This window comes from Acinetobacter sp. A47 (assembly GCF_000805455.1).
In the GTDB taxonomy this organism is placed as follows: Bacteria; Pseudomonadota; Gammaproteobacteria; order Pseudomonadales; family Moraxellaceae; genus Acinetobacter.
On sequence record NZ_JSUS01000071.1, the window covers coordinates 462,557 to 484,040 of the forward strand.

The following is a 21,484-nucleotide window of genomic DNA, read 5'->3' on the forward strand; positions in this document are numbered from 1 at the left end:
ATTCCATTATAACTCCGACAAATTCAGTTCTTTGTAATTATCATAGAGAGAGGCAGAATTAACTGCTGAAACCCTGAACTGGTTGCGTTTTTTCTGTCTCCATTTCCCGGTACTTGGATCCAATGCATATTTACAACCTGGATCATAAATAACAATACCGGTTGACAGGGCATGCAAGAATTTTTCAATACTTGCACCTGTAGCCAGACAAACTTTAGGACCAAAATAATAATGTTTAGAACTATCGATCTCTACATCTTTATATGAGACATAACAGGTCTTGGTATGTTTATTCTTCCAGTGGTTGAGCAGTTTACTAAAGGTCCATCCAGCGGCAATCTCTCCATTATCATTTTTCAGAAAATAACCTCCCTCGCTTTGAGTAATTTTTCTTTTTTCGGGATCATAACCTTCAATAAAAAGAGTTAGATGAGTTTCCGGATTCCGCATTCCCACATGATGTTTAGCTGTAAAATAGAATTTATCAGGATGCCTGCGGTTCGCATGAGCCTTCATAAAATTTACATAGCTGTGACGATAGAGTCCGATATCTGGTTCGGGAGTCATCAGAGTAGTGCTGCTTTTCGATCTTGTTTTCAGTTCCCAATCAAGAAAATCAGGGTTGGCATTTCCGTTCGGAACAATACCAAATTCACATTCGAGAGTAAAACCTGCCCCATTTGGTGCATTGTAAAAGATTATATTGCCGCTTTTGTCCAGTCTTCTGGATCTTATCGGTCCCTTGCTGTAAATTTCCTTGAGCTTTCTTAGTAAGAGATCCTGACTGTCAGCGAGGCTGGAATAATATTCGTAGAAAACCGACAGGACTTTCTTTCCTTGATTATGTTCAGCATACTCCTGAATTTGCTCTGAAATTTTTTCATCCCATGATCCTGTATAAGCGAAGACTTTGTCTTCCGCCAGACCAAGTATCATACCTCGTTTCCGGCTTGCAAATAATTCGCGTTCTTCTATTGTAGGGGGTTTCATTATTTTACTAGGTGCTAGTGAACAGCCACGAAGGAACCCGGAAAGTCTTATTTCTGGATATTTGGGATAAAGGATGACTTGGGAGTTTATAGCTTCTTCAGTCTTTCCATCTGGTGTAATCCATAAAAGTTTGAGAGGCGCCTTAAATATTGGTCCTTTACTGGACTCTCCATCTGCACGGATCTCGCCTAATGGAAAATCCTGAAGGACTTCAAAACTACCTCCAAAATAGATCTGCTGTTTGGAATTATCATTATTAGACAGTGGTTTGAGCAGGATCCGAGTTGCCCCTAAAGCCTGCATTATTTGTGATATCTGACTGATATTCGCCATATACGATCCAATCCTTACTCTTCTGACCGAATCGTACCGCTATTTAAGTGATTTTTATAGCTTTCATGCAGAAATCTTATGTTTTCCTTTAGCTTGGATTTCTACTGCGCGTAAAATGTAAGATTCAAGCAGTTTAGCAACGGCTGTAAAGACAGGCACGACAACCGAATTACCAAACTGTTTGTAGGCTTGAGTATCAGAAACCGGGATACGGAAGAAGTCTTTTCCATCCAGTTTTTCAAAACCCATCAGTCTTGCACATTCTCGGGGTGTAAGACGACGCGGACGGTTTTTCTGGTTATCAGGATCATCGAAATCAGTCTCTCCATGCTCCATATTCCAACCACGATCAATCAAGATTTCCGAACCATCCTTGTGGTAACGAGCAGATAATGTTCTTGCGATACTACCAGGATTTTTGGGATCCACCAATCCAAAGCCAAAACCATTACCTTTTGCTTGATGCTTCTTGGCATAGTTATATAAATACTTCCACAAATTTTCAGTCAAAATATACTTGTCATTAACTTCTGGCTCTAGAATATTCTGTATTGTCGGACGGACTTCAGGGAAGAATTGATTAATATTTTTTAAGGTAAAGTCCCCTTTAATACCTAGACTACGTTTGAAACCTACTAACACAATACGCTCACGATGCTGGGGAAGAAAGTTTTTACCATCAATAATTTTAGGATCATTTGGACCATTTACTTCAGCATCGGCAACATCATAACCTAGCTCATCCAGAGTCTCCATAATGACTCGGAAGGTCTTACCTTTGTCATGACTCTTTAGATTCTTCACATTCTCCAGTACAAAGATAGCCGGCTGTTTCGCCGCAATAATCCTAGCTACATCAAAAAATAGCGTACCTTGGGCTTCACATTCAAAACCATGGGCCCTGCCAAGCGAGTTTTTCTTTGAAACTCCTGCCAGAGAAAATGGCTGACATGGAAAACCGGCTAGTAATACTTCATGATCCGGGATTTCATTATCAATATTTTGATAGGCTTTATTAATGTCTATATCTTGATCTTCAGTCAGCGTAATCTCGCGAATATCTTCGTTAAATTTATGTCTTTCAGGATCACAATACCAGTTAGCCTTATAAGTTCGGACTGCTTCCTTATTCCATTCACTAGTAAAGACACACTGACCACCAATTTCTTCAAATCCTTTCCTGATCCCGCCAATACCGGCAAACAGATCAATAAAACGGAATTTATAATCCGGATGATGAGCTGGAGGTTTTGGTAACATCTGCTGAAGCATGTCTACCTCGATCTGGGTAAGTGACCGTTGTATACCCTTACCATTAAGCCACCGGTTTAGAGTTTCTCGTGTCCAATCACATTGACTAACCCTACGAAGTATTTCTGCCACCGATTTCTGGTCATAAGATTCTAATACCTGTCTAACCAAAACCTTATGTGACTCTACTTTTAAAGTTTCTTGAACTAAGTATTGTTCATGCAGATCATCTGCTTGGGACAGGAACTCTTTCATTACAATTTCTATTTGGGAACTTTAAGTGACATTTTATCACTCATTTAACCCAGATATAAAGAAAAGTATTTGCGAAGTTATAAAAAATTAAAACATACAAGAGCTGACTATGCGATGAAAAAAATCAGGTAATAAAATAATATGAGAAACAAGAAAAAAGGAAATTCTTTCTTTAGATGAATAAGAGGAAATCAAAAAATCTAATAAATTATAACTAAAATCATTGATAATATATGAGAAATATATTTATAACTTTATCTGTAACTCTCGCAATACAGTATCTAAATATTAGCTTGTATTTTTCTCAGACAACCTGAAACAACACTGGCAACAATTGGACGAATTCGAGGGTGCAGGCTATCAATGTGTGCCTGTCAAAGCCCATTTAAACACAGGCGAAATCATTGATTCTTTTGTTTATGCAACGAATGATCAAGATGCAACTGGTAAAAAGTCTATACACTCATTACTTACATCCGTTTGCTTATTTTTTCGCTTGTTTTTTTAAACAGATTCTGTAGAATTCTCGCCACGTTGCCGGCATAGCTCAGTTGGTAGAGCAACTGACTTGTAATCAGTAGGTCCACAGTTCGAATCCGTGTGCCGGCACCATTTCTCGCTTTATTCTCTTTTCTTCCCCATCATTTTCTCAAAATGCGCAATATCCGGATTTAACAGATCCCATTCATTGGCATGACTCACAAAACATTCTGCTTGTGGTTGATACAGATTTGGATCATCCAGCGTTCCTGCACGAATTGAAATCATCTCCGGCACTAGCTCAGGCAAACCAAACATTTGCGAACCACAGGTTGGGCAAAAGGCACGGCGAATCGGCTTGCCAGACAATCCCAGAGATTCAAAATATTTCAGTTCGCCTTCGATCTTCAGTTCAGATTGATGAAAGAATGCAATCGGCGCATAGGCACTGCCCGTCGCCTTTTGGCAATCACGACAATGACAATTAAAACGATAACGTGGCGCAACCTCGGCCTGATAGCTCACCGCCCCACACAGGCATGAACCTTTATATTGATTTGGCATCTTATTCTCACTGTTTTACTGCACTGACCTGAATATAACGCACTAATCCATCCTGATAGAGTTTTCGGCACAACTTGGCAGTCATCTCGATTTTGAACCGGGAAAAATCAAAACCATGCTTTTCAGCTTTTCGCGACTCAATATATTGAGCAAAACCCTTTAACACCGGTTCGGAAAAATCCTGAATCTGAATTTCACCAAAACCCTGTTGCACCAAGGTCTGCTCAAGCTGCTGCTGATCCAGCAGCTGTTGCCAATGCACATCGGCACTTTTTAACAAATAGCGATATTGCTGCTGTTGAAGATATCCACAGTTTGCCCAGTTCTCTGACCACATCAGGGTATGAAATGCGATTCGGCCTTTTGAATTTAAAACTGGGGACACGGCATTAAGAAATGAATTCAAATTACTGTGATAAGCTGCATCGATACATAGCACTGCATCAAATGAATTCAAAAGTGGCAGTGCTTTTAAATTCAAAAAATTTGTACAATAAATTTGAACTTGCGGTAAGTATTTTTGAATTCGTTGCACACAGGCAGGCTGCAGTTCAACTGCACTCAGCTGTTGAATTTGATACTGCTGCAGCCAGTGCAACAGGCTGGCCCCTTGTCCACAGCCCAGATCTAAAACACGATCTATTGATTTGAGTTGTAGAGAGGCAGCGATCTGATCGGCCAGACTTTGGCAAGCCAGCGCATAGTCCTGCTGCTGGCCCTGCCAAAAGCCCAGATTGCTCCAGGCAAGCACTGCATCATCTCCAAGATGCCGGGCATCAATGGCATATTTATGCCCGATGACTTTTTCAATCAGTGCCTGCTTGAAGGAGCGCATATTAATAACCGAGTTCGGGTGCAACCTTCACTTTTGGTTTTAGCCCAACAAACGGCGCCGGAGCACCCAAGATTTCAGAGATGTGCATGGCCGAAGTCACTGCCGACTCTAAAATTGGCAAGCCATCACATGACCACGAACCACAATAAAATACTTTACGGTTCTGCTCTAAATGGCGCTGCTGGATCTGTTTATTCAAGGCAACTGTTTCAGAATCGACCACCGCACGGGTCAGTTTGACCTTGGAAATGATTTTCTTCGGATCAATTTCGATCACCGGGCACCAGGTCTGGAATACAGCATTTTTACCGACCAGACTTGGTTCAATGGCGTTGATCCACACGGTAAACTGCTGACGGGTAAACTTGCGGTCCATCATATAACTAAGCACGGCCCAGTCCTTCCGGCGTTGTGGCATCACTACCGGGTCGGTGTGAATCACCAGATCCCCTTCTTCAAAACGGAATTTTTTCAGCAAGGCAATATCTTCAGCAAATTGTGGCTGTTTCAGGAAGCCTTCAATCGCAGGGGTTGGCGTGGCAATCACCACACGGTCAAACCGCTGGCTATCGCCCTGATCATTTTCCACCAGCACTTTATCGCCCTGCTCTTCCACCGTCTTCACCGGTGAGCCGCTATGAATTTCAATGCCTTCAATCAGGCGGTTAACCAATGCAGGCGTACCACCTTTCATACGCAACAAGGCTTCACCTTCGGTCAACTGGCGAATAAATTCCAGTAACGGTTTTGCTGGCCATTCCCCGATAGTCTTGGGATGACAGGTACAAATGGTATACAGCACCGGCATCACCGTACCATGCCAGAACACTTCCTCAATATGATATTGATTGATGAACTCGGCCAGAGTGATGTCCTGTTTGTCTGATTTAAAGAATTGATGCACTGCAGTTTTCAGCTGCAACATCCCCTTGACCAGACGCCAGCCATATTGCTGGATACCTTTGCGGTTATTAATAATCGGAAAATTTCCAATCCGGCTACGTGAAGTGGTCAGCCAGGTCTCTGTCCGGTCTTCAAATAACCAGCTGCATGCCATAAAGGTACGCACAGGAAAGGTTTCAATACCTAAATAACTGGCCAGACTGAGCGTATTTTTCCAGAGTTTTGGATTCATGACACGCAAGGGTGCATCAATAATGCCACCATCAAAATCAATACTGTGACTATCCATGCCCCGACCTTCGAGCGCTTCGAATATCGTTACTTTATGTCCTGCATCATGTAGGATTCTGGCTGAGGCAAGTCCTGCCATTCCACTGCCGATAATTGCAATATCCAAAATTATGTCCCATCAGTTGATGATTTTTCTTGATTATGACTGATAGTTTGACTAAACACGGTATTAAAAAATACCAGATTCAGCCTTTCAGCCAGACTTTTGTTGAATTTGATTGTTCATTTATTGTTACATTTTATCACAATTCGATTTTTCAACTTAAGCCCATGAAAAAAATCAAAATATTACTTTTAAGGCCACAAAAATATACAGAACATTCTTTATTTTTACATTTTCGGGGTTTTAAGGGCTTTGCAAGGCACAAAATTAGCGTTATGCTCTTTGTATAAGAACGAGAACAAAGTCACATAATAAGCTGGATAACCATAAGTGACAATAAATTAAAAAAATCAATAGAGGACCCTTATAGCGAAAGCCTGCCATGCTTCAAAAGCATGACAGGCTTTCTTATATAAACACTTGATTTAAATCAGTTATCAAGCATCCATATGACCGAATTTGCCACTATTGAAATCACGCACAGCCTCCATGATTTCGGCTTTGCTGTTCATGACAAAAGGCCCATAACCTTCAATCGGTTCATTTAGTGGCTGGCCCGTCAGGATCAGGAATTTACTGTCCTGTTCTGCCTTGAGACTAAACTCGATATCTTCACGACTCAGCACCACCAGACTGGGTGCTGCAATGCTTTGGCTATCATTTAACGTCACTTGTCCAGAGAGCAATACCAATAAAGCAGTATGGCCTTCGGTCACATAAAAGCTGTGTTGCTGACCCTGTACAATCGTGCCATCCCAGACATTGACCGGACTAAAAGTGGTCGCGGCGCCATCCACGTCCTGATATTGACCTGCAATAATGCGCATTTCACTACCTGCATCATCCAGTGCAATGTGCCGAATCTGCCCTGCTTCAATGGCCTGATACTTTGCCGGTGTCATTTTTGCATGGGCGGGCAGATTGACCCAAAGCTGTACCATTTCAAATAAGCCACCTTGATGGGCAAATTCGGGCGAATGGAATTCCTGATGCAGAATCCCGCCACCGGCAGTCATCCATTGCACATCGCCTGCTTTGATGGTTCCACCGCCACCACTCGAGTCTTGATGGGTCACTTCACCCTGATAGGCAATGGTGACCGTTTCAAAGCCCCGATGGGGATGCGAACCGACACCATGTTGCACCGTAGTCGGGTCAAAGCGATAAGGCGCAGCGTAGTCCAGTAACAAAAACGGACTCAGGCTCTGGCCTAAACGGTCATAAGAAAACAGGTTATATACCGGGAAACCATCACCGACCCAGTGCATGTGTTTATTTTGATACACACCAAGAATTTTTTTCATCGGGTTTCTCCTATAGCCTAGAAGTGCTGTTATTGGAATTTATTGTAGCGCTGTAACCGCACGGCTTATAGCCTTGGATTGGCAACACATTATTCTATCTATAGGACAATTTAAAATTAAAAAGCGTATGAATGGTTAAACATGATCAATCGTCCTATTTTTGATATTGTTTATCTCATTTTTTGCCCTTCATCTGCGCTAAAAATTTAACTAGCATCATTTCAGACAGTACGGAAACTGGCTTGCTTTTTCCGTGTTCTTGTTCACAAAAAAACATAAGGATACAACCATGACTAAAGACTATATTCGCCTGGACAAAGACAATGCAGCCGTCCTTCTGGTCGATCATCAGGCTGGCCTGCTGTCGCTGGTACGCGATATCGATCCAGACAAATTTAAAAACAATGTGCTGGCCTTGGCCGATGCGGCAAAATACTTCAACTTACCCACCATTTTAACCACCAGCTTTGAAAATGGCCCGAATGGTCCACTGGTGCCCGAACTCAAAGACATGTTTCCCGATGCACCTTATATCGCCCGACCAGGGCAGATCAATGCCTGGGACAATGAAGATTTCGTCAAGGCCGTGAAAGCCACCGGTAAAAAACAATTGATTATTGCCGGTGTGGTCACCGAGGTCTGTGTCGCCTTCCCTGCCCTGTCTGCACTGGCAGAAGATTTTGAAGTCTTTGTAATTACCGATGCTTCAGGCACCTTCAATGCGCTTACCCGCGATGCAGCATGGGAGCGTATGTCACAAGCCGGCGCACAGCTCATGACCTGGTTTGGGATGGCTTGTGAACTGCACCGTGACTGGCGTAATGATATCGAAGGTTTGGGAGCGCTGTTCTCAAATCACATTCCGGATTATCGCAACTTGATGACCAGCTATTTCACCAATACTGCAGAAAAATAAGCCACCCTATTAAGATCAGGACAGTTAATGCTATCCTGATCTTGTCGTATTTACCGGATCTGCTTTGCCTTGATCAACTCTTTTGATGACTTTCATTATTTCTATCTGGTGGTGAAACACGGCGGATTTAGTGCAGCCAGCGAAGCTGAAAATATCAGCAAATCCAAGCTGAGCCGTCGCATCATTGAACTTGAACAGAAGTTTAATGTCAGCCTGATCCAGCGTACCACCCGGCATTTTAAAGTCACTGATCTGGGCCAGGAGTTCTATGAAGAATGCTGTAAGGTCATTGCACAAGTGGAATGTGCCGAAAATATTTTGCTGAAACAGAAAAATGAACCGCAAGGCATGGTCAAGATCAGTTGCCCACCGTTGATGATGCATTTCCAGATTCGTAAATTACTGAACCAGTTCTTAAAACGCTATCCCAAAGTTGACATCTCTCTGGAGCTGACCAGTCGCCGTGTCGATATTTTACATGATGATATTGATATCGCGATCCGTACCAGTTTTGAACCCAATCAGGACTCCAGCCTGATTGTCCGTGATGTGATTCGCACTGAACATTGTCTGGTCGCTGCACCCGAATTACTGCAAGGCCAGACCCTTCAGCATTATTCAGACTTGCAGCATTATCCGAGCGTGGCCCTGGGCATACAAAAGCATCAATATTACTGGCACTTATGTCATGTAGAACGCAATGAAACGGTCGATGTGCCGTACCAGCCCCGGGTCAAAAGCAATGATCTGGCAGGTGTATATTATGCTGTCCGTGATGGTCTTGGCATTGCCGACCTGCCCTACCTGACAGTTCAGGCCGATATTGAAAAAGGCAAACTGCTACATTTGCTCCCGGAATGGAAATCCAACCGTGGTACCGTACAATTGGTCTATGCTTCACGTAAAGGCCAGCGTCTGGTGGTGGAAAAGCTGATTGAAACCTTGATGACAGGCTTGCGTGAATTGGCAAAAACTGACAGCGGCTATTCGTTATAGTGCAATTTTTAATACAATACCGAGTTCTGCTGTTTCAGCCCGGCAAACTTTTTGACCAGAAAATCGATCAATAATTTCATCGATGGCAGTAGTCCACGTCTGGAGGTATACACCAGATGGATCAGCTCAGGCTTGGGTTGCCATTCGGGCAAAACATGAATCAGGCGGCCCTGTCTGATATCCTCGGCCACCATCAGTTCCGGCAATTTTGCCACGCCCAGACCTTGCAAGGTAGCTTCCCTAAGCGCAGTCAGATCGGTGGTGGTCAGTCGTGGATGACACTGTACTTTCAGTTCCTTTTCATCTTGCGAAAATAATTGCCAATGATATTCAGGTGCAAAGGATTCCATCATCAACACCGGAAATTGTGTTAACTGCTGCGGTTCAGTAATCGAATAAAACTGATGTAACAGGTCTGGGCTGGCCACAATAAACTGCCGTGCCAGTGCCAGCTCCCGCACAATCAAATCACTGTCTGCCAGAGGCAAAGGCCGGATGCGTACCGCCAGGTCAAAACGTTCGTTGATCAAATCTACACGGCGATTGGTGGCTTCCACATGCAGACTGATCTTGGGATATAGCTGCAAAAACTCGTTCAGCATCTGGCTAAGATTGATATGTAATAAATTGGTCGGACAAGACAATTTGATCAGTCCACGCGGCTCCGCAGTTAAAAACTCGATAGCCTCCTCGGCGGCCTCAGCTTCAATCAACATGGCCTTGCAATGCTGGTAATAGATTTTCCCGACCTCGGTAATCGAGACCTGTCGGGTGGTCCGGTTGATCAGCTTGACTCCGAGACGTTCCTCCAGCTCGGCAATGCGGCGGCTCAATAAGGATTTGGTGACCATCAGTTCCTGACTGGCAGCAGAAAAACCACCGCAATCGATGACTTTGACAAAGAAATATAAGTCATTTAAATCTTTCATCTTATTTGCTCGACCTGTATGTACTCAGCAGTATTATTCTTCTAGCATGACAATATATCCTATTACAGATATTTTTCAGCCATCGTCCTGCCTATATCATCAATTATACCAACCATAACAGGATGAGGATACAACAATGACAACACCAGCAAATTTCAATGGTCAGGCCCCCGTGATTGATGTCAATGATACAGTGATGCTATTGATCGACCATCAGAGCGGCTTGTTCCAGACCGTCGGTGATATGCCCATGCCCGAGTTACGTCAGCGTGCTGCTGCCTTGGCCAAAATTGCCAGTCTGGCTAAAATTCCGGTGATCACCACGGCCTCCGTTCCACAAGGTCCCAATGGACCGCTGATTCCCGAGATTCATGCCAATGCACCGCATGCACAATATATCGCACGCAAAGGTGAAATCAATGCCTGGCACAATCCGGACTTTGTCAATGCCGTAAAAGCGACGGGACGTAACACCCTGATTATTGCAGGGACCATTACCAGCGTGTGTATGGCTTTCCCTGCGATTAGTGCGGTTGCTGAAGGCTATAAAGTGTTTGCCGTGATTGATGCTTCGGGCACCTATAGCAAAATGGCAGAAGAAATTACCTTGGCCCGTGTGGTACAGGCAGGTGTGGTGCCAATCGATACTGCAGCAGTAGCCTCTGAAATCCAGCGTAGCTGGAACCGTGATGATGCACAGCAATGGGCACAGGTCTATACCCAGATTTTCCCTGCCTACCAGTTACTGATCGAAAGCTACAGCAAAGCGCAGGCTGTGGTTCAGAATAATGAAATACTGGACTCGGCCCGCTAAGCCCAGTCAGAGTGAAAAAAGCCAGTCATGAATGGGCATGACTGGCTTTTTATCAAACTTGTGCTGTGTAGCACCTCGCTAAGCTAAAACATGAAACGTTTTTTATGTCTTATTCAGATAAATCCACACACAGATATTTCATTTCGGTATATTCCTCAATACCGAATTTTGAACCTTCACGGCCTAAGCCTGACTGTTTCACCCCACCAAAAGGTGCAACTTCATTGGAAATCGCACCGGTATTGATGCCGACCATGCCGTATTCCAGTGCTTCACCGACTCGCCATTGACGGGCCGTACTCTGGGTAAATAAATACGCTGCCAGACCAAACTCGGTATCGTTCGCCATCGCTACCGCTTCATCTTCAGTTTTAAAACGGAATAAAGGTGCCAGCGGCCCGAAGGTTTCTTCTTTAGACACCTTCATGTCCTGGGTGACCCCCGTCAATACGGTCGGTTCAAAGAAAGTGCCACCTAAAGCCGAACGTTGTCCACCAATACGTAGCGTTGCCCCTTTGGCAGTTGCATCAGCAATATGCGACTGGACTTTGGCAATCGCATCTTCATCAATCAGTGGCCCCTGGGTTGAACCTTCCTGACGGCCATCGCCCACTTTCAACTTAGACACCGCTTCCACCAGACGATCTGCCAAAGCATCGTAAATACCATCTTGCACATAAATACGATTGGCACATACACAGGTCTGACCGCTATTGCGGTATTTGCTGGCCATAATGCCCTGCACGGCCTGCTCGAGGTTGGCATCATCAAATACCAGTACTGGCGCATTTCCACCTAGCTCAAGTGAAAGCTTTTTGATGCTTGGTGCACATTGCTGCATCAAGATACGACCGACCTGGGTTGAACCGGTGAAGCTAAGCTTACGCACAATATCGCTTTCGCATAAGGTTTTGCCGACTTCAACCGCATCACCGCTGATATTGATTAAAAGATCGACAGGCAAGCCAGCCTGTAAAGCCAAGACTTCAAGCGCATAAGCGGTTAATGGGGTCTGCTCTGCAGGTTTGACCAGCATGCTACAGCCAGCCGCAAGCGCAGGAGCTGCCTTACGGGTAATCATCGCTGCCGGAAAATTCCACGGCGTAATGGCCGCAGTCACCCCAATCGCCTGTTTAATCACCAGTAAACGCTGGTTCGGCTGGGTAGATGTTAAAACTTCACCATCGATACGGCGTGCCTGCTCGGCGAACCAGCGAATAAAAGAGGCTGCATAGGCAATTTCACCCCGGGCTTCAGCCAGCGGCTTACCTTGTTCAGCAGTTAAAATCTGTGCCAGATTTTCCTTATGCTCAAGCATCAGGTTATACCAGGCCAACAACACATCGGCGCGCGCCAGTGCAGTTTGCTTTTTCCAGGCAGCCTGAGCCTGGGCAGAACGCTGGATTGCCGCATCAACGGCTACACGGTCATAGGTTTTGACCCATGCCAGCGTTTCGCCTGTTGCTGCATCTTGAACCTCAATATAGTCATTTGATGCAGGCTGATGAAATGCAATATCGGGATGTTTTAAAAGATACTGCAAATTGTCTTGAATCATGCAGGTTGCTCCATTGCTGTTAGGCGACTTGTTTCTAGCGCCACAAAACCTTGTTTCAAGATCTCCAGACCCTGACGGAATTGTGCGGTAGGAATCGTTAATGGGTATAAGAAACGAATGACATTACCGTATTTACCACAAGTCAGAAGTAACAAGCCATTCTCCATTGCAGCGTTTTGTACAGCTTTTGCTTGTTCTGCTGTTTCCAGCTCAACTGCCACCATGGAACCCAGAGCACGAATATCCGTGACCACATCACCTGATGCCTGCTGAATTTCTTTCAGCGTCGCCACCAGCTCGGCACCCAGTTCATTGGCACGCTCACATAGCTGTTCTTCTTCAATCGCGTCAATAACTGCATGGGCTGCAGCAACCGCAATCGGGTTACCGGCATAAGTCCCGCCCAGACCACCCGGATTTGGCGCATCCATGACTTCTGCACGCCCGACTACACCTGAAATCGGGAAACCGCCACCCAGGCTTTTTGCCATGGTGATCAGATCGGCCTTGGTCTCGAAATGGTCCATGGCAAACAGTTTGCCAGTCCGGGCAAAACCGGTTTGCACTTCATCGGCCACCAGCAAAATACCATGCTTGTCACATAAGGCACGTAAACGTTTCAGGAAATCGGCAGGCACCACGTTGAAACCGCCTTCTCCCTGGACAGGTTCCAGAACAATCGCCGCGACATCATGCGGGGCAACATCTTCACTAAAAATATCTTCAACACTGGCAATAGCGGCCTCTACACTAATGCCCTTGGCCGGTACAGGATAACGCGCATGGAACACACCCGCTGGCATCACTCCGAAATCGCGTTTGTAAGGCGCTGTCTTACCGGTCATGGCCATGGTCATGAAAGAGCGTCCATGGAATCCGTTACCAAAGGTAATAATGCCATGACGGCCAGTATAACAACGGGCAATCTTCACCGCATTTTCAACTGCTTCTGCACCCGTGGTAAAAAAAGCAGACTTGGCAGCACCGGCAATTGGAGCACGTTCATTAATCCGCTCTGCCAGCGCCACATAACTTTCGTAAGGCGTGACCTGATAAGCCGTGTGGGTAAACTTTGTCAGTTGCTCAGTCACCGCAGCAATCACTTTGGGATGACGATGACCGGTATTGAGCACTGCAATGCCACCTGCAAAATCGATGAAAGCATTGCCATCCTTGTCCCAGATTGTGGCATTTTCCGCTTTTGCTGCATACCACTGGCACATTACGCCCACACCACGTGGAGTGGCTTGCTGTTTACGTGTGTTAAGTGCAGAATGTTGAGCGTTCATTTAATTCCCTCATATTTTCATCATCTATTACAGCGTTGCCCGACATCCAGCTTGATTTTTTCTGGGATGTTTTACAATGACTGTCTATAGCTGTAATTTCGCGCGTATGAAGGCCAGTGACGAGAGCCACTTTTAAATTGAAGGAGAGAGCCAATTGCGTAGTTTACTTGGAGACCATTTATTACAACGTCTCCAACAGGACATGGAAGGAAAACTACATCAACGTCTGTTTCGCTGTTTACGCGGGGCGATCATCGAAGGCGTGATCCAGCCCAAAACGCGTTTACCGGCTTCACGCGATTTAGCCAGTGAAATTCATGTTTCCCGTAATACGGTGCTTTCAGCCTATGAACAGCTTCAGGCTGAAGGCTATCTGGAGGCACGTACCGGACATGGCACCTGGGTGGCCGAGCAATTGCCTGAAGCCTTTTTAAATACCAAGACAGATAAAAAGCTTGCTCCCCTCACCCGGCAGGAAACTTCTTTTGCCCTGTCCCAGCGCGGTTCAAGCTTGCTCGGTTATGCCGCTGCCTCACCGCATCAATGGGGGGCTTTTGTCCCGGGCGCACCCGATGTAACCGAATTTCCGCATCATATTTTCAGTCGCATACAGGCACGTCTTAGCCGTGAACCCGATATTAACCGGCTGATTTATAGCAGCGCAGGTGGCTGTATTGAATTGCGCAGCGCACTGGCTGACTATCTACGTGTGGCCCGTTCAGTACAATGTGATGCGGACCAGATTATTATTACCGAGGGTATTCATCAGGCCATCGATCTGGTTTCACGGGCGCTCAGTGATATCGGTGACCGTGTCTGGATTGAAGACCCGGCCTATTGGGGCATGCGCAACACGCTCAGGATCAATGGACTGGATATTCAGCCCATGCCGGTTGATGCTGAAGGCATTATTCCGGAACAGCAGCCTGCCGAGCCGCCCAAACTGATTTTTGTGACGCCATCTCATCAGTATCCCCTCGGTTCGCATTTAAGTCTGGACAGAAGAAAACAGCTGATCCAGATCGCGCGTCAGCATCACAGCTGGATTGTAGAAGATGATTATGACAGTGAATTCCGCTTCTCGGGCCAGCCTTATCCTTCACTGCAAGGTCTGGAAAATGATGCGCCCGTGATTTATATGGGCACCTTCAGTAAAACCATTTATCCGTCTTTACGGATTGGTTATGTGGTGGTACCTAAACCGCTGTTTTCGCCATTACGGATTGTGGCAGCGGAGTTATACCGGGGTGGACATCTGCTGGAACAAAAAGCCTTGGCCGAGTTTATCCGTGAAGGCCATTATGAAGCACATATCCGTCGTATGCGTTTGCTCTATGGCAAACGACGCGATTATCTGGTCAGCCTGATTAATCGCTATCTGGGAGCAGCGTTTTTGCATGAGTATGATGAAGCAGCAGGCTTACATCTGGTACTTAAACTGCCTGCCCACTGTGACGATGTCGCCATTGCTGCCACGGCGCTGGAACGTGGTGTCAAGGTGCGTGCCCTGTCACAATATTATATGCACTCTCATGCACACGCCCAGCGCGGACTGTTGCTGGGCTTTGCCTGTGTCAATGAAAAAGACATGGTGATGGCCTTTGGTGTGTTATTGCAATGCCTACGCGAAGCCGGGGTGACCACATTGCCTTGAACAAAAATGAAACATGGAGAATCTCCGTCGCGAGATACTCCATGCTTTAAAAATATTCCTTGATGGGTGCTCAGATCGACTGTTTTTCCTGTACCAAGGTATTTTTCCCGAGTTTTCCTTTACTCAGTTTCTGTACCAGCATTCCCACCAGTACAATCGCCAAGGCCAGCATGGAAGTATAGGTTACTTCTTTAAAATAAGTCCCCTCGATCAGCATGACCAGCAATGAACCGATAATGATAAAAATCACGGCATACGTCATCCATGGGAAACACCACATTTTAAAATCAATCTGCTTGCCTTCGCGCTGGTATTGCTTACGCATCCGCAATTGTGAACAGGCAATCGCCAAATACACATACAGGGCAACCGTACCTGTTGCCATCATCAGTACATCATAGACATTCATGCTTTCGGTTGCGGTTAAATATACGGCGACAATGGCAAACAGGCTGGAAAATAAAACCCCGATCCACGGACTGCCCTGACGGTTGGTTAGCGCCAGACATTGAGGTGCATCGCCCCGTCTGGAAAGTGAAAATAGCATACGCGAACAGGTGTACAGCGCCGAGTTAAAACAGCTACATACCGAGGTGAGCACCACGAAATTGACAATATGACGTGCTTCGGGAATGCCCAGTGCGGTCAGGGTGACACTATAGGTGCCCCAGGTCGGATCTTTTAATAAGGGATTGTCATGTGGAATAAGACAGACGGTAATTAGCATGGAGCCGACATAAAACAATAAAATCCGCCAGACCACCGAATTAGACGCTTTACGAATCTCTTTTTCAGGGCTTTTTGCTTCAGCAGCAGCAACTGTGACAATTTCGGCACCGACATAGGCAAACATCACCCCGAGTAAGGCAGTAATCACCGGTGCAATACCATTGGGCATGAATTCTTGCTGTAGCAGGCCGGCGGAACCTGTTTGGGCAAGTTCACCCCAAGGCCATAGATGAAAGATGGCTAAGCTGCCAATGACCAGAAAGATGATGATCGCCACCACCTTGATCAGGGCAAACCAGAACTCGAATTCACCATAGCTTTTGACATCTTTCAGGTTAACCCAGATCAGGGACACAATCACCAGTAGCATATAGCCCCAGATCGGGATAAAAGGAAACCAGCTATTTAAGATCTTGCCTGCAACATAGGCCTCCCATCCCATCAACAGGGTCCAGAAACACCAGTACAGCCAGCCTATGGAAAACCCGGCCCAGCGTCCAATGGCACGGTCTGCGTAGGTCGAAAATGACCCGCTATCCGGATTCAGTACGGCCATTTCACCCAGCATACGCATAATGAAAAGTACCAGCAAACCACCTAAGGCATAGGCCAGGATCACTGCTGGCCCGGCAGCATAAATAACATTGCCCGAGCCGACAAACAGGGCACCACCAATGACGCCGGCAATCGAGATCATGGTCAGATGACGTGACTTCAAGCCACTTTTTAAGCCTTGTGCATGGCTGGCATTAGAATGTTCGGGGGTTGATATCATTATTATTCTTCCTTCTTTTGAGGCACATATCCCCTCTCCAGAACAAGCTGTTCCAAAGGGGCAAATATGCTCTAAACAGCTAGTCGTTTTTATGCATCATCCATGTCTGAATATTGATATGACTTAAGCGACGGCTTCCGTATGCATAGCTCTGATACAGTTAATGTGTCGGTTCAAAAGCCAAGAAACGAGAGCCATTTTGACGATCAGGAAGGGAGCCAATTGCAGGATTTCTGTCCTATTGCAGAGACAGTGAAAGACGGGCACTTAAAAAATATGACAACCTGTTTTCAAATCGGGCCGCCGAATAAGTGACACCATAACTATGCCCAGCTGACCCAGCTTTTTTAGCCGAACCAAGCCAATAAAAAAGCGAGGTATAGCCTGAGCTATCCTCGCTTTTGTACATGTGACCGAACTTAGAACGGTAAATCGTCGTCCAGGTCTGCAGGCGCTGCGGCAGCAGGTTGTGGCGCTGCCTTTGGTGTATTAAAACCATTGCCAGCCTGCGGGCTACCCGCATAGTTGCCCTGATTGCCGCCATTAAAGCCGCCACCCTGACCATAACCATTCTGGTTATTGTTATAGCCTGAATTCTGGTAACCACCACCCTGATTATTATTGTTAAAGCGTGGCTGGTTAAAATCACCGCCGCCTTGCTCACCCTGCTGGCGTGTATCCAGCATCTGCATCTGGTCGCCGCGGATTTCTGTACTGTAACGTTCCTGACCATTCTGGTCAGTCCATTGGCGGGTACGCAATGAACCTTCGATATAGACTTTTGAACCTTTGCGCAGATATTGTTGAGCAATTTCCCCTAAACGGTTATGCAGCACAATACGGTGCCATTCCGTTTGCTCTTTACGTTCACCTGTACTCTTGTCCATCCATGACTCACTTGTTGCAATCGAGAACTGAGTGAGGGACCCGCCATTCGGGAAGGTCTTGGTTTCTGGATCACGTCCTAAAGTACCGACTAAAATAACTTTATTCACACCACGCATTAGCTGTCTTCATCCTATATATTTATATGTTTCACTTTATAAGAGTTATGATCAAATGGCTACCTCTTTGCCAATCAAGTGCGTTAAATCTTGTCGCCCAGCATCATCAATGCGCTGTTTATCGACTTTAATATAGGCAACTTGCTGTTCAGGCATCACCACGACTTCTTCAATACCACGAATTGCCAAAAGTTTTGAAGTCCATTCATCTGTTTGTACTGCCTGAGGTAGAGGCAATACAATTGAGGATAGATATCTTGGCTGGGCCAAGCCAAAACTAATCAGCAGCCATATTATAGCAATCCCTGTGAGGACACTCCACCCGAGTGCAGTATTCTGTAACATCAAAAGCTGCCCGCCCAGCGTCCCCCCAAAGAAGGCTCCCAGAAACTGGCTACTGGCATTGATCCCCATTGCCGTCGCCTTGGACTGAATCGGTGCGGCCTTGGACAGCCATGAAGGCAACAGTGCCTCCATGACATTAAAGGCAATAAAGAACAGGCCCAATCCGGCCAGTAACACGTATTTTGATTCATAGCCAAAAATCAGGATCAGCAAGCCGCCAATAATTCCAGCAATGGCAGACAGGAAAATCCCGCGCATCTTGCGATATTTTTCCGCAATGATAATGCTTGGGAAGGCAAAGAACAGGCTGATCAGCAGAAGAGGCAAATATACCCATCCATGCTGTGCCAAAGGAATCTGGGCATATTCGATCAGCTGCGACGGCACATAGATAAACATGGCAGTCAGCAACAAATGCAAGGCAAATACCGAGACATGCAGCCGGTTTAGCTCGCCCATCTGAATGACCTGTTTCAGTTGGGCCAGATAACCTTGCTGGAAATTTTTATGATGGCGGGTCACTTTGGGAACCAGCAACAGCATCAAGATCGCCACCAGTCCCATAATGGTGGTGACAAAAAACAGGCCCGAAATCCCGACCAGACTGGTCAGCCACGGACCCAGGCTAAATGCCACCACAAAAGATAAACCGATGCTCATGCCCATCGCGGCCATGGCCTTGGTCCGTTGTTCTTCTCGGGTCACATCGGCCAGTAACGCCATGACCACTGCTGAAACAGCACCGGCACCGGCAATGGCACGCCCAACAATCACGCCATAAATGCTGTCAGATAAACCTGCAATTGCACCACCAAGTGCGAACAACAATAGCCCCAGAACCACCAGTGGCTTGCGGCTAAAGCGGTCTGCCAGCAAGCTAAACGGAATCTGCAAGATTGCCTGGGTCAGGCCATATACGCCAACTGCAAGGCCAATCAAGGCTGGTGTCGCGTATTGATAAGACTGCCCTGCCACCGAAAAGACAGGAATAATCATGAACAAGCCCAACATGCGTAAGGCAAAAATGCTACTTAAGGCAAAGGTTGAACGGCGTTCTAAAGCATTCATTGTTGATAAGACACTATAACTGGCTCAGCGAATTATAAGCCATTCGCCTGCAAAGGTTGTACGTTAGATCATGAAAATCACAATCTTTGTTGAGGAAAAAATAAAGGAGCGAATATCGCTCCTTTATTTAAAATAACCGCTCAAGCTGAAAACAAGCTTAAGAGGCCTGCTGTTCCCGCTTGCTATACTGGATCGAGGCAATCACCGCCCAGACAATAAAGGCCACCCCGATCAGGCCAGTGACCACTTCCGGCACATGCAAACCGGTACCGCTGGCAATCATGATAAAGGCCAGGGCGCCAATGGCATAATGTGCACCATGCTCCAGGAAGATGTAAGCATCCAGCGTGCCTTTCTCGACCAGGTAAATGGTCATGGAACGGACAAAGATCGCACCGATCGCCAGCCCCAGCATAATGATCACGACGTCACTGGTAATCGCGAAAGCCCCAATCACACCATCAAAACTGAAGGAGGCATCCAGCACTTCAAGATAGAGGAAACCGCCAAACCCGGCTTTGACCACACCCGCCGCTGCGCCATTTGAATCGTGGGTGACGGCATTGCCATCTTCATCAATTTCAGGTTCACCACCCAATAAATGACTGAGTACCTGCACCCCGATATAGACCACGATGCCCCAGATACCGGCCATGGTTACTGCCAGACGAGCAGACTCGTCAACATTTGCTGCCATGATAATCATCGCAATCAGAGCAAGGAAAACTGACATGGCCGGAACGCTGGCCAAATGCGCCAGTCTGGCTTCTAACCATTTAAACCAGTGGGTTTCCTTGCCATCATCAAAAAAGAAATTCAAGAACACCATCAACAGGAAGGTACCACCAAAGGCTGAAATTTCAGCATGATGGGCCATTAAACGTTCCGAATAGGTTTTTGGATCATTCAGGGCCAGTTTTGCCACTTCGACCATCCCCATATCAGCAGTCACGGCCACGATCACCACCGGGAAGATCAAACGCATACCGAATACGGCAATCAGGATACCTACGGTTAAGAAGATCATCTTCCAGAAATGATCCCAGCCCCGTAACACCGAGGCATTGACCACGGCATTATCAAACGATAAAGAAACTTCCATCACGGCCAGAATTGCGGTAATGGTCAGTGCTTTGAGCATGGTGGCCACGCCTGCTTCAGGCCCGTGCGTATAGCCCCAGTAAGCCGACAGTGCCAGACACACGATCGTAAAGAAAATGGAAAAACGAAAATGCTTCATGAGCAGCCTTTTATTCAAATTGTCGGGTGATAAAAATGTGTCTATTGTAGGCGAGTTTTTACCGAAAAAGAGAAAAGATTGTTGCGGTTATTTTGAAGAAAAATTTATCTAAACCAGACTCTGCTATAGTGCAGTCAGATTTGTTCTTTTATCGCTTTCACAGGTTCATTCCATGACGTTTTCTCAAGATGTTTGGCAACGTAATCAAGACTTATACCAAAAAATATTGGCCCTGCCTTTTAATCAGGAACTGGCAGCCGGGACCTTAGATCGCAAGGTTTTTTGTCACTATGTCATTCAGGATGCACATTACCTGCTGGCCTATGGGCGTGCACTGGCAGTGGCCGCCGCCAAAGCCTATGAAGCAGATGACGTGATCCAGTTTTCAGAAGCAGCGAAAATCGCCATTATTGTAGAGCGCAGTTTGCATAACGATTTCATGCAGGAATTTGATGTCAGCAAGGCCGAGTTTGAAAACACGCCACTGACCCTGGCCTGCCATCATTATACGTCCTTCCTCACGGCAACGGCGTGGTCGGAAAGCTATCCGGTAATTCTGGCGGCATTACTGCCCTGTTTCTGGATTTATGCCGAAGTAGGTAAAGACATCGTCAGCCAGTCTGTTGACAATAATCCTTATCAGGCCTGGATTGATACCTATGCCGGCGAAGAATTTAATACGGCCGTAGGGAATGTGATTGCGACCATAGATAAAGTTGCTGCTCGCTGTGATGCGGACACCTTAGCCAAAATGCATGCGGCCTATGCCATGGGTGCCAAGCTGGAATGGTTGTTTTGGGATAGTGCCTATCAGCAACGCCAATGGCCAGGTCTGGATGCTTTAAATCCATGATCAAA

At 46.2% G+C, this 21,484-nt stretch carries 18 protein-coding genes, 1 tRNA gene and 1 pseudogene; 7 read left to right on the forward strand and 13 right to left on the reverse strand.

Annotation, left to right across the window (positions count from 1 at the left end; translation table 11 throughout):
* Window positions 1–6: 6 nt before the first annotated feature.
* Window positions 7–1,323 (reverse strand): MvaI/BcnI family restriction endonuclease, encoded by a 1,317-nt coding sequence (locus OC23_RS17605; RefSeq protein ID WP_038346271.1) that lies wholly within the window; start codon window positions 1,321–1,323, stop codon window positions 7–9.
* Between the two features lie 63 nt (window positions 1,324–1,386).
* On the reverse strand, window positions 1,387–2,829 hold the full coding sequence (locus OC23_RS17610; RefSeq protein ID WP_038346272.1) for a DNA cytosine methyltransferase: 1,443 nt from the start codon (window positions 2,827–2,829) through the stop codon (window positions 1,387–1,389).
* Between the two features lie 295 nt (window positions 2,830–3,124).
* Here OC23_RS17610 and OC23_RS19680 point away from each other — a divergent pair.
* Both OC23_RS19680 and OC23_RS17615 read left to right on the forward strand, forming a co-directional pair.
* A pseudogene (locus tag OC23_RS19680) lies at window positions 3,125–3,259 on the forward strand (gamma-glutamylcyclotransferase); the annotation flags it as partial.
* A 106-nt stretch (window positions 3,260–3,365) separates the two neighbouring features.
* A tRNA-Thr gene (locus OC23_RS17615) sits at window positions 3,366–3,441 on the forward strand.
* Window positions 3,442–3,450: 9 nt separating this feature from the next.
* On the opposite strand, the gene OC23_RS17620 is transcribed toward OC23_RS17615, so the two are convergent.
* The 4 genes from OC23_RS17620 to OC23_RS17640 all read right to left on the reverse strand — a co-directional run bounded on the left by OC23_RS17620 (window position 3,451) and on the right by OC23_RS17640 (window position 7,309).
* The gene (locus OC23_RS17620; RefSeq protein ID WP_038346273.1) at window positions 3,451–3,873 is read right to left on the reverse strand and encodes a GFA family protein; all 423 of its coding nucleotides are present in this window, start codon (window positions 3,871–3,873) and stop codon (window positions 3,451–3,453) included.
* Between the two features lie 7 nt (window positions 3,874–3,880).
* On the reverse strand, window positions 3,881–4,708 hold the full coding sequence (locus OC23_RS17625; RefSeq protein ID WP_038346274.1) for an SAM-dependent methyltransferase: 828 nt from the start codon (window positions 4,706–4,708) through the stop codon (window positions 3,881–3,883).
* A gap of 1 nt (window position 4,709) precedes the next feature.
* Window positions 4,710–6,008, reverse strand: coding sequence for an FAD-dependent oxidoreductase (locus OC23_RS17630; RefSeq protein WP_038346275.1), 1,299 nt, complete (start codon window positions 6,006–6,008; stop codon window positions 4,710–4,712).
* A 434-nt stretch (window positions 6,009–6,442) separates the two neighbouring features.
* Window positions 6,443–7,309: a pirin family protein gene (locus OC23_RS17640; protein WP_038346277.1), complete on the reverse strand. Its 867-nt coding sequence runs from the start codon at window positions 7,307–7,309 to the stop codon at window positions 6,443–6,445.
* A 289-nt stretch (window positions 7,310–7,598) separates the two neighbouring features.
* On the opposite strand from OC23_RS17640, the gene ycaC reads away from it, so the two are divergent.
* Window positions 7,599–8,225 carry an isochorismate family cysteine hydrolase YcaC gene (gene ycaC, locus OC23_RS17645; RefSeq protein ID WP_038346278.1) on the forward strand — a complete coding sequence of 209 codons (627 nt, stop codon included), beginning with the start codon at window positions 7,599–7,601 and terminating at the stop codon, window positions 8,223–8,225.
* Between the two features lie 69 nt (window positions 8,226–8,294).
* On the forward strand, window positions 8,295–9,221 hold the full coding sequence (locus OC23_RS17650; protein WP_038346279.1) for a LysR substrate-binding domain-containing protein: 927 nt from the start codon (window positions 8,295–8,297) through the stop codon (window positions 9,219–9,221).
* A gap of 8 nt (window positions 9,222–9,229) precedes the next feature.
* Here OC23_RS17650 and OC23_RS17655 read toward each other — a convergent pair whose 3' ends face one another.
* Window positions 9,230–10,150: a LysR substrate-binding domain-containing protein gene (locus tag OC23_RS17655; protein WP_038346280.1), complete on the reverse strand. Its 921-nt coding sequence runs from the start codon at window positions 10,148–10,150 to the stop codon at window positions 9,230–9,232.
* Between the two features lie 136 nt (window positions 10,151–10,286).
* Here OC23_RS17655 and OC23_RS17660 point away from each other — a divergent pair, with 136 nt between their 5' ends.
* The gene (locus tag OC23_RS17660) at window positions 10,287–10,964 is read left to right on the forward strand and encodes a hydrolase (RefSeq protein ID WP_038346281.1); all 678 of its coding nucleotides are present in this window, start codon (window positions 10,287–10,289) and stop codon (window positions 10,962–10,964) included.
* 109 nt (window positions 10,965–11,073) lie between these two features.
* Here OC23_RS17660 and OC23_RS17665 read toward each other — a convergent pair whose 3' ends face one another.
* Entirely contained in the window at window positions 11,074–12,522 is a 1,449-nt protein-coding gene (locus OC23_RS17665; protein WP_038346282.1) for an NAD-dependent succinate-semialdehyde dehydrogenase, read from the reverse strand.
* Complete coding sequence (gene gabT / locus OC23_RS17670; RefSeq protein ID WP_038346283.1) at window positions 12,519–13,811, reverse strand: 4-aminobutyrate--2-oxoglutarate transaminase; 1,293 nt, start codon at window positions 13,809–13,811, stop codon at window positions 12,519–12,521. The genes OC23_RS17665 and gabT overlap by 4 nt, the downstream gene beginning before the upstream one ends.
* Window positions 13,812–13,965: 154 nt before the next feature.
* On the opposite strand from gabT, the gene OC23_RS17675 reads away from it, so the two are divergent.
* Window positions 13,966–15,465 carry a PLP-dependent aminotransferase family protein gene (locus OC23_RS17675; protein ID WP_038346284.1) on the forward strand — a complete coding sequence of 500 codons (1,500 nt, stop codon included), beginning with the start codon at window positions 13,966–13,968 and terminating at the stop codon, window positions 15,463–15,465.
* 70 nt (window positions 15,466–15,535) lie between these two features.
* Here OC23_RS17675 and OC23_RS17680 read toward each other — a convergent pair whose 3' ends face one another.
* From OC23_RS17680 to OC23_RS17695, 4 genes are all read right to left on the reverse strand, one after another.
* Window positions 15,536–16,969 (reverse strand): amino acid permease, encoded by a 1,434-nt coding sequence (locus OC23_RS17680; protein WP_038346285.1) that lies wholly within the window; start codon window positions 16,967–16,969, stop codon window positions 15,536–15,538.
* 419 nt (window positions 16,970–17,388) lie between these two features.
* A complete protein-coding gene (gene ssb, locus OC23_RS17685; RefSeq protein ID WP_038346286.1) occupies window positions 17,389–17,973 on the reverse strand; it encodes a single-stranded DNA-binding protein in 585 nt (194 codons plus the stop codon).
* A 51-nt stretch (window positions 17,974–18,024) separates the two neighbouring features.
* On the reverse strand, window positions 18,025–19,386 hold the full coding sequence (locus tag OC23_RS17690; protein WP_038346287.1) for an MFS transporter: 1,362 nt from the start codon (window positions 19,384–19,386) through the stop codon (window positions 18,025–18,027).
* 157 nt (window positions 19,387–19,543) lie between these two features.
* Complete coding sequence (locus tag OC23_RS17695; RefSeq protein ID WP_038346288.1) at window positions 19,544–20,626, reverse strand: DUF475 domain-containing protein; 1,083 nt, start codon at window positions 20,624–20,626, stop codon at window positions 19,544–19,546.
* Between the two features lie 172 nt (window positions 20,627–20,798).
* On the opposite strand from OC23_RS17695, the gene tenA reads away from it, so the two are divergent.
* On the forward strand, window positions 20,799–21,479 hold the full coding sequence (gene tenA / locus OC23_RS17700) for a thiaminase II (protein WP_038346289.1): 681 nt from the start codon (window positions 20,799–20,801) through the stop codon (window positions 21,477–21,479).
* Window positions 21,480–21,484: the final 5 nt, after the last annotated feature.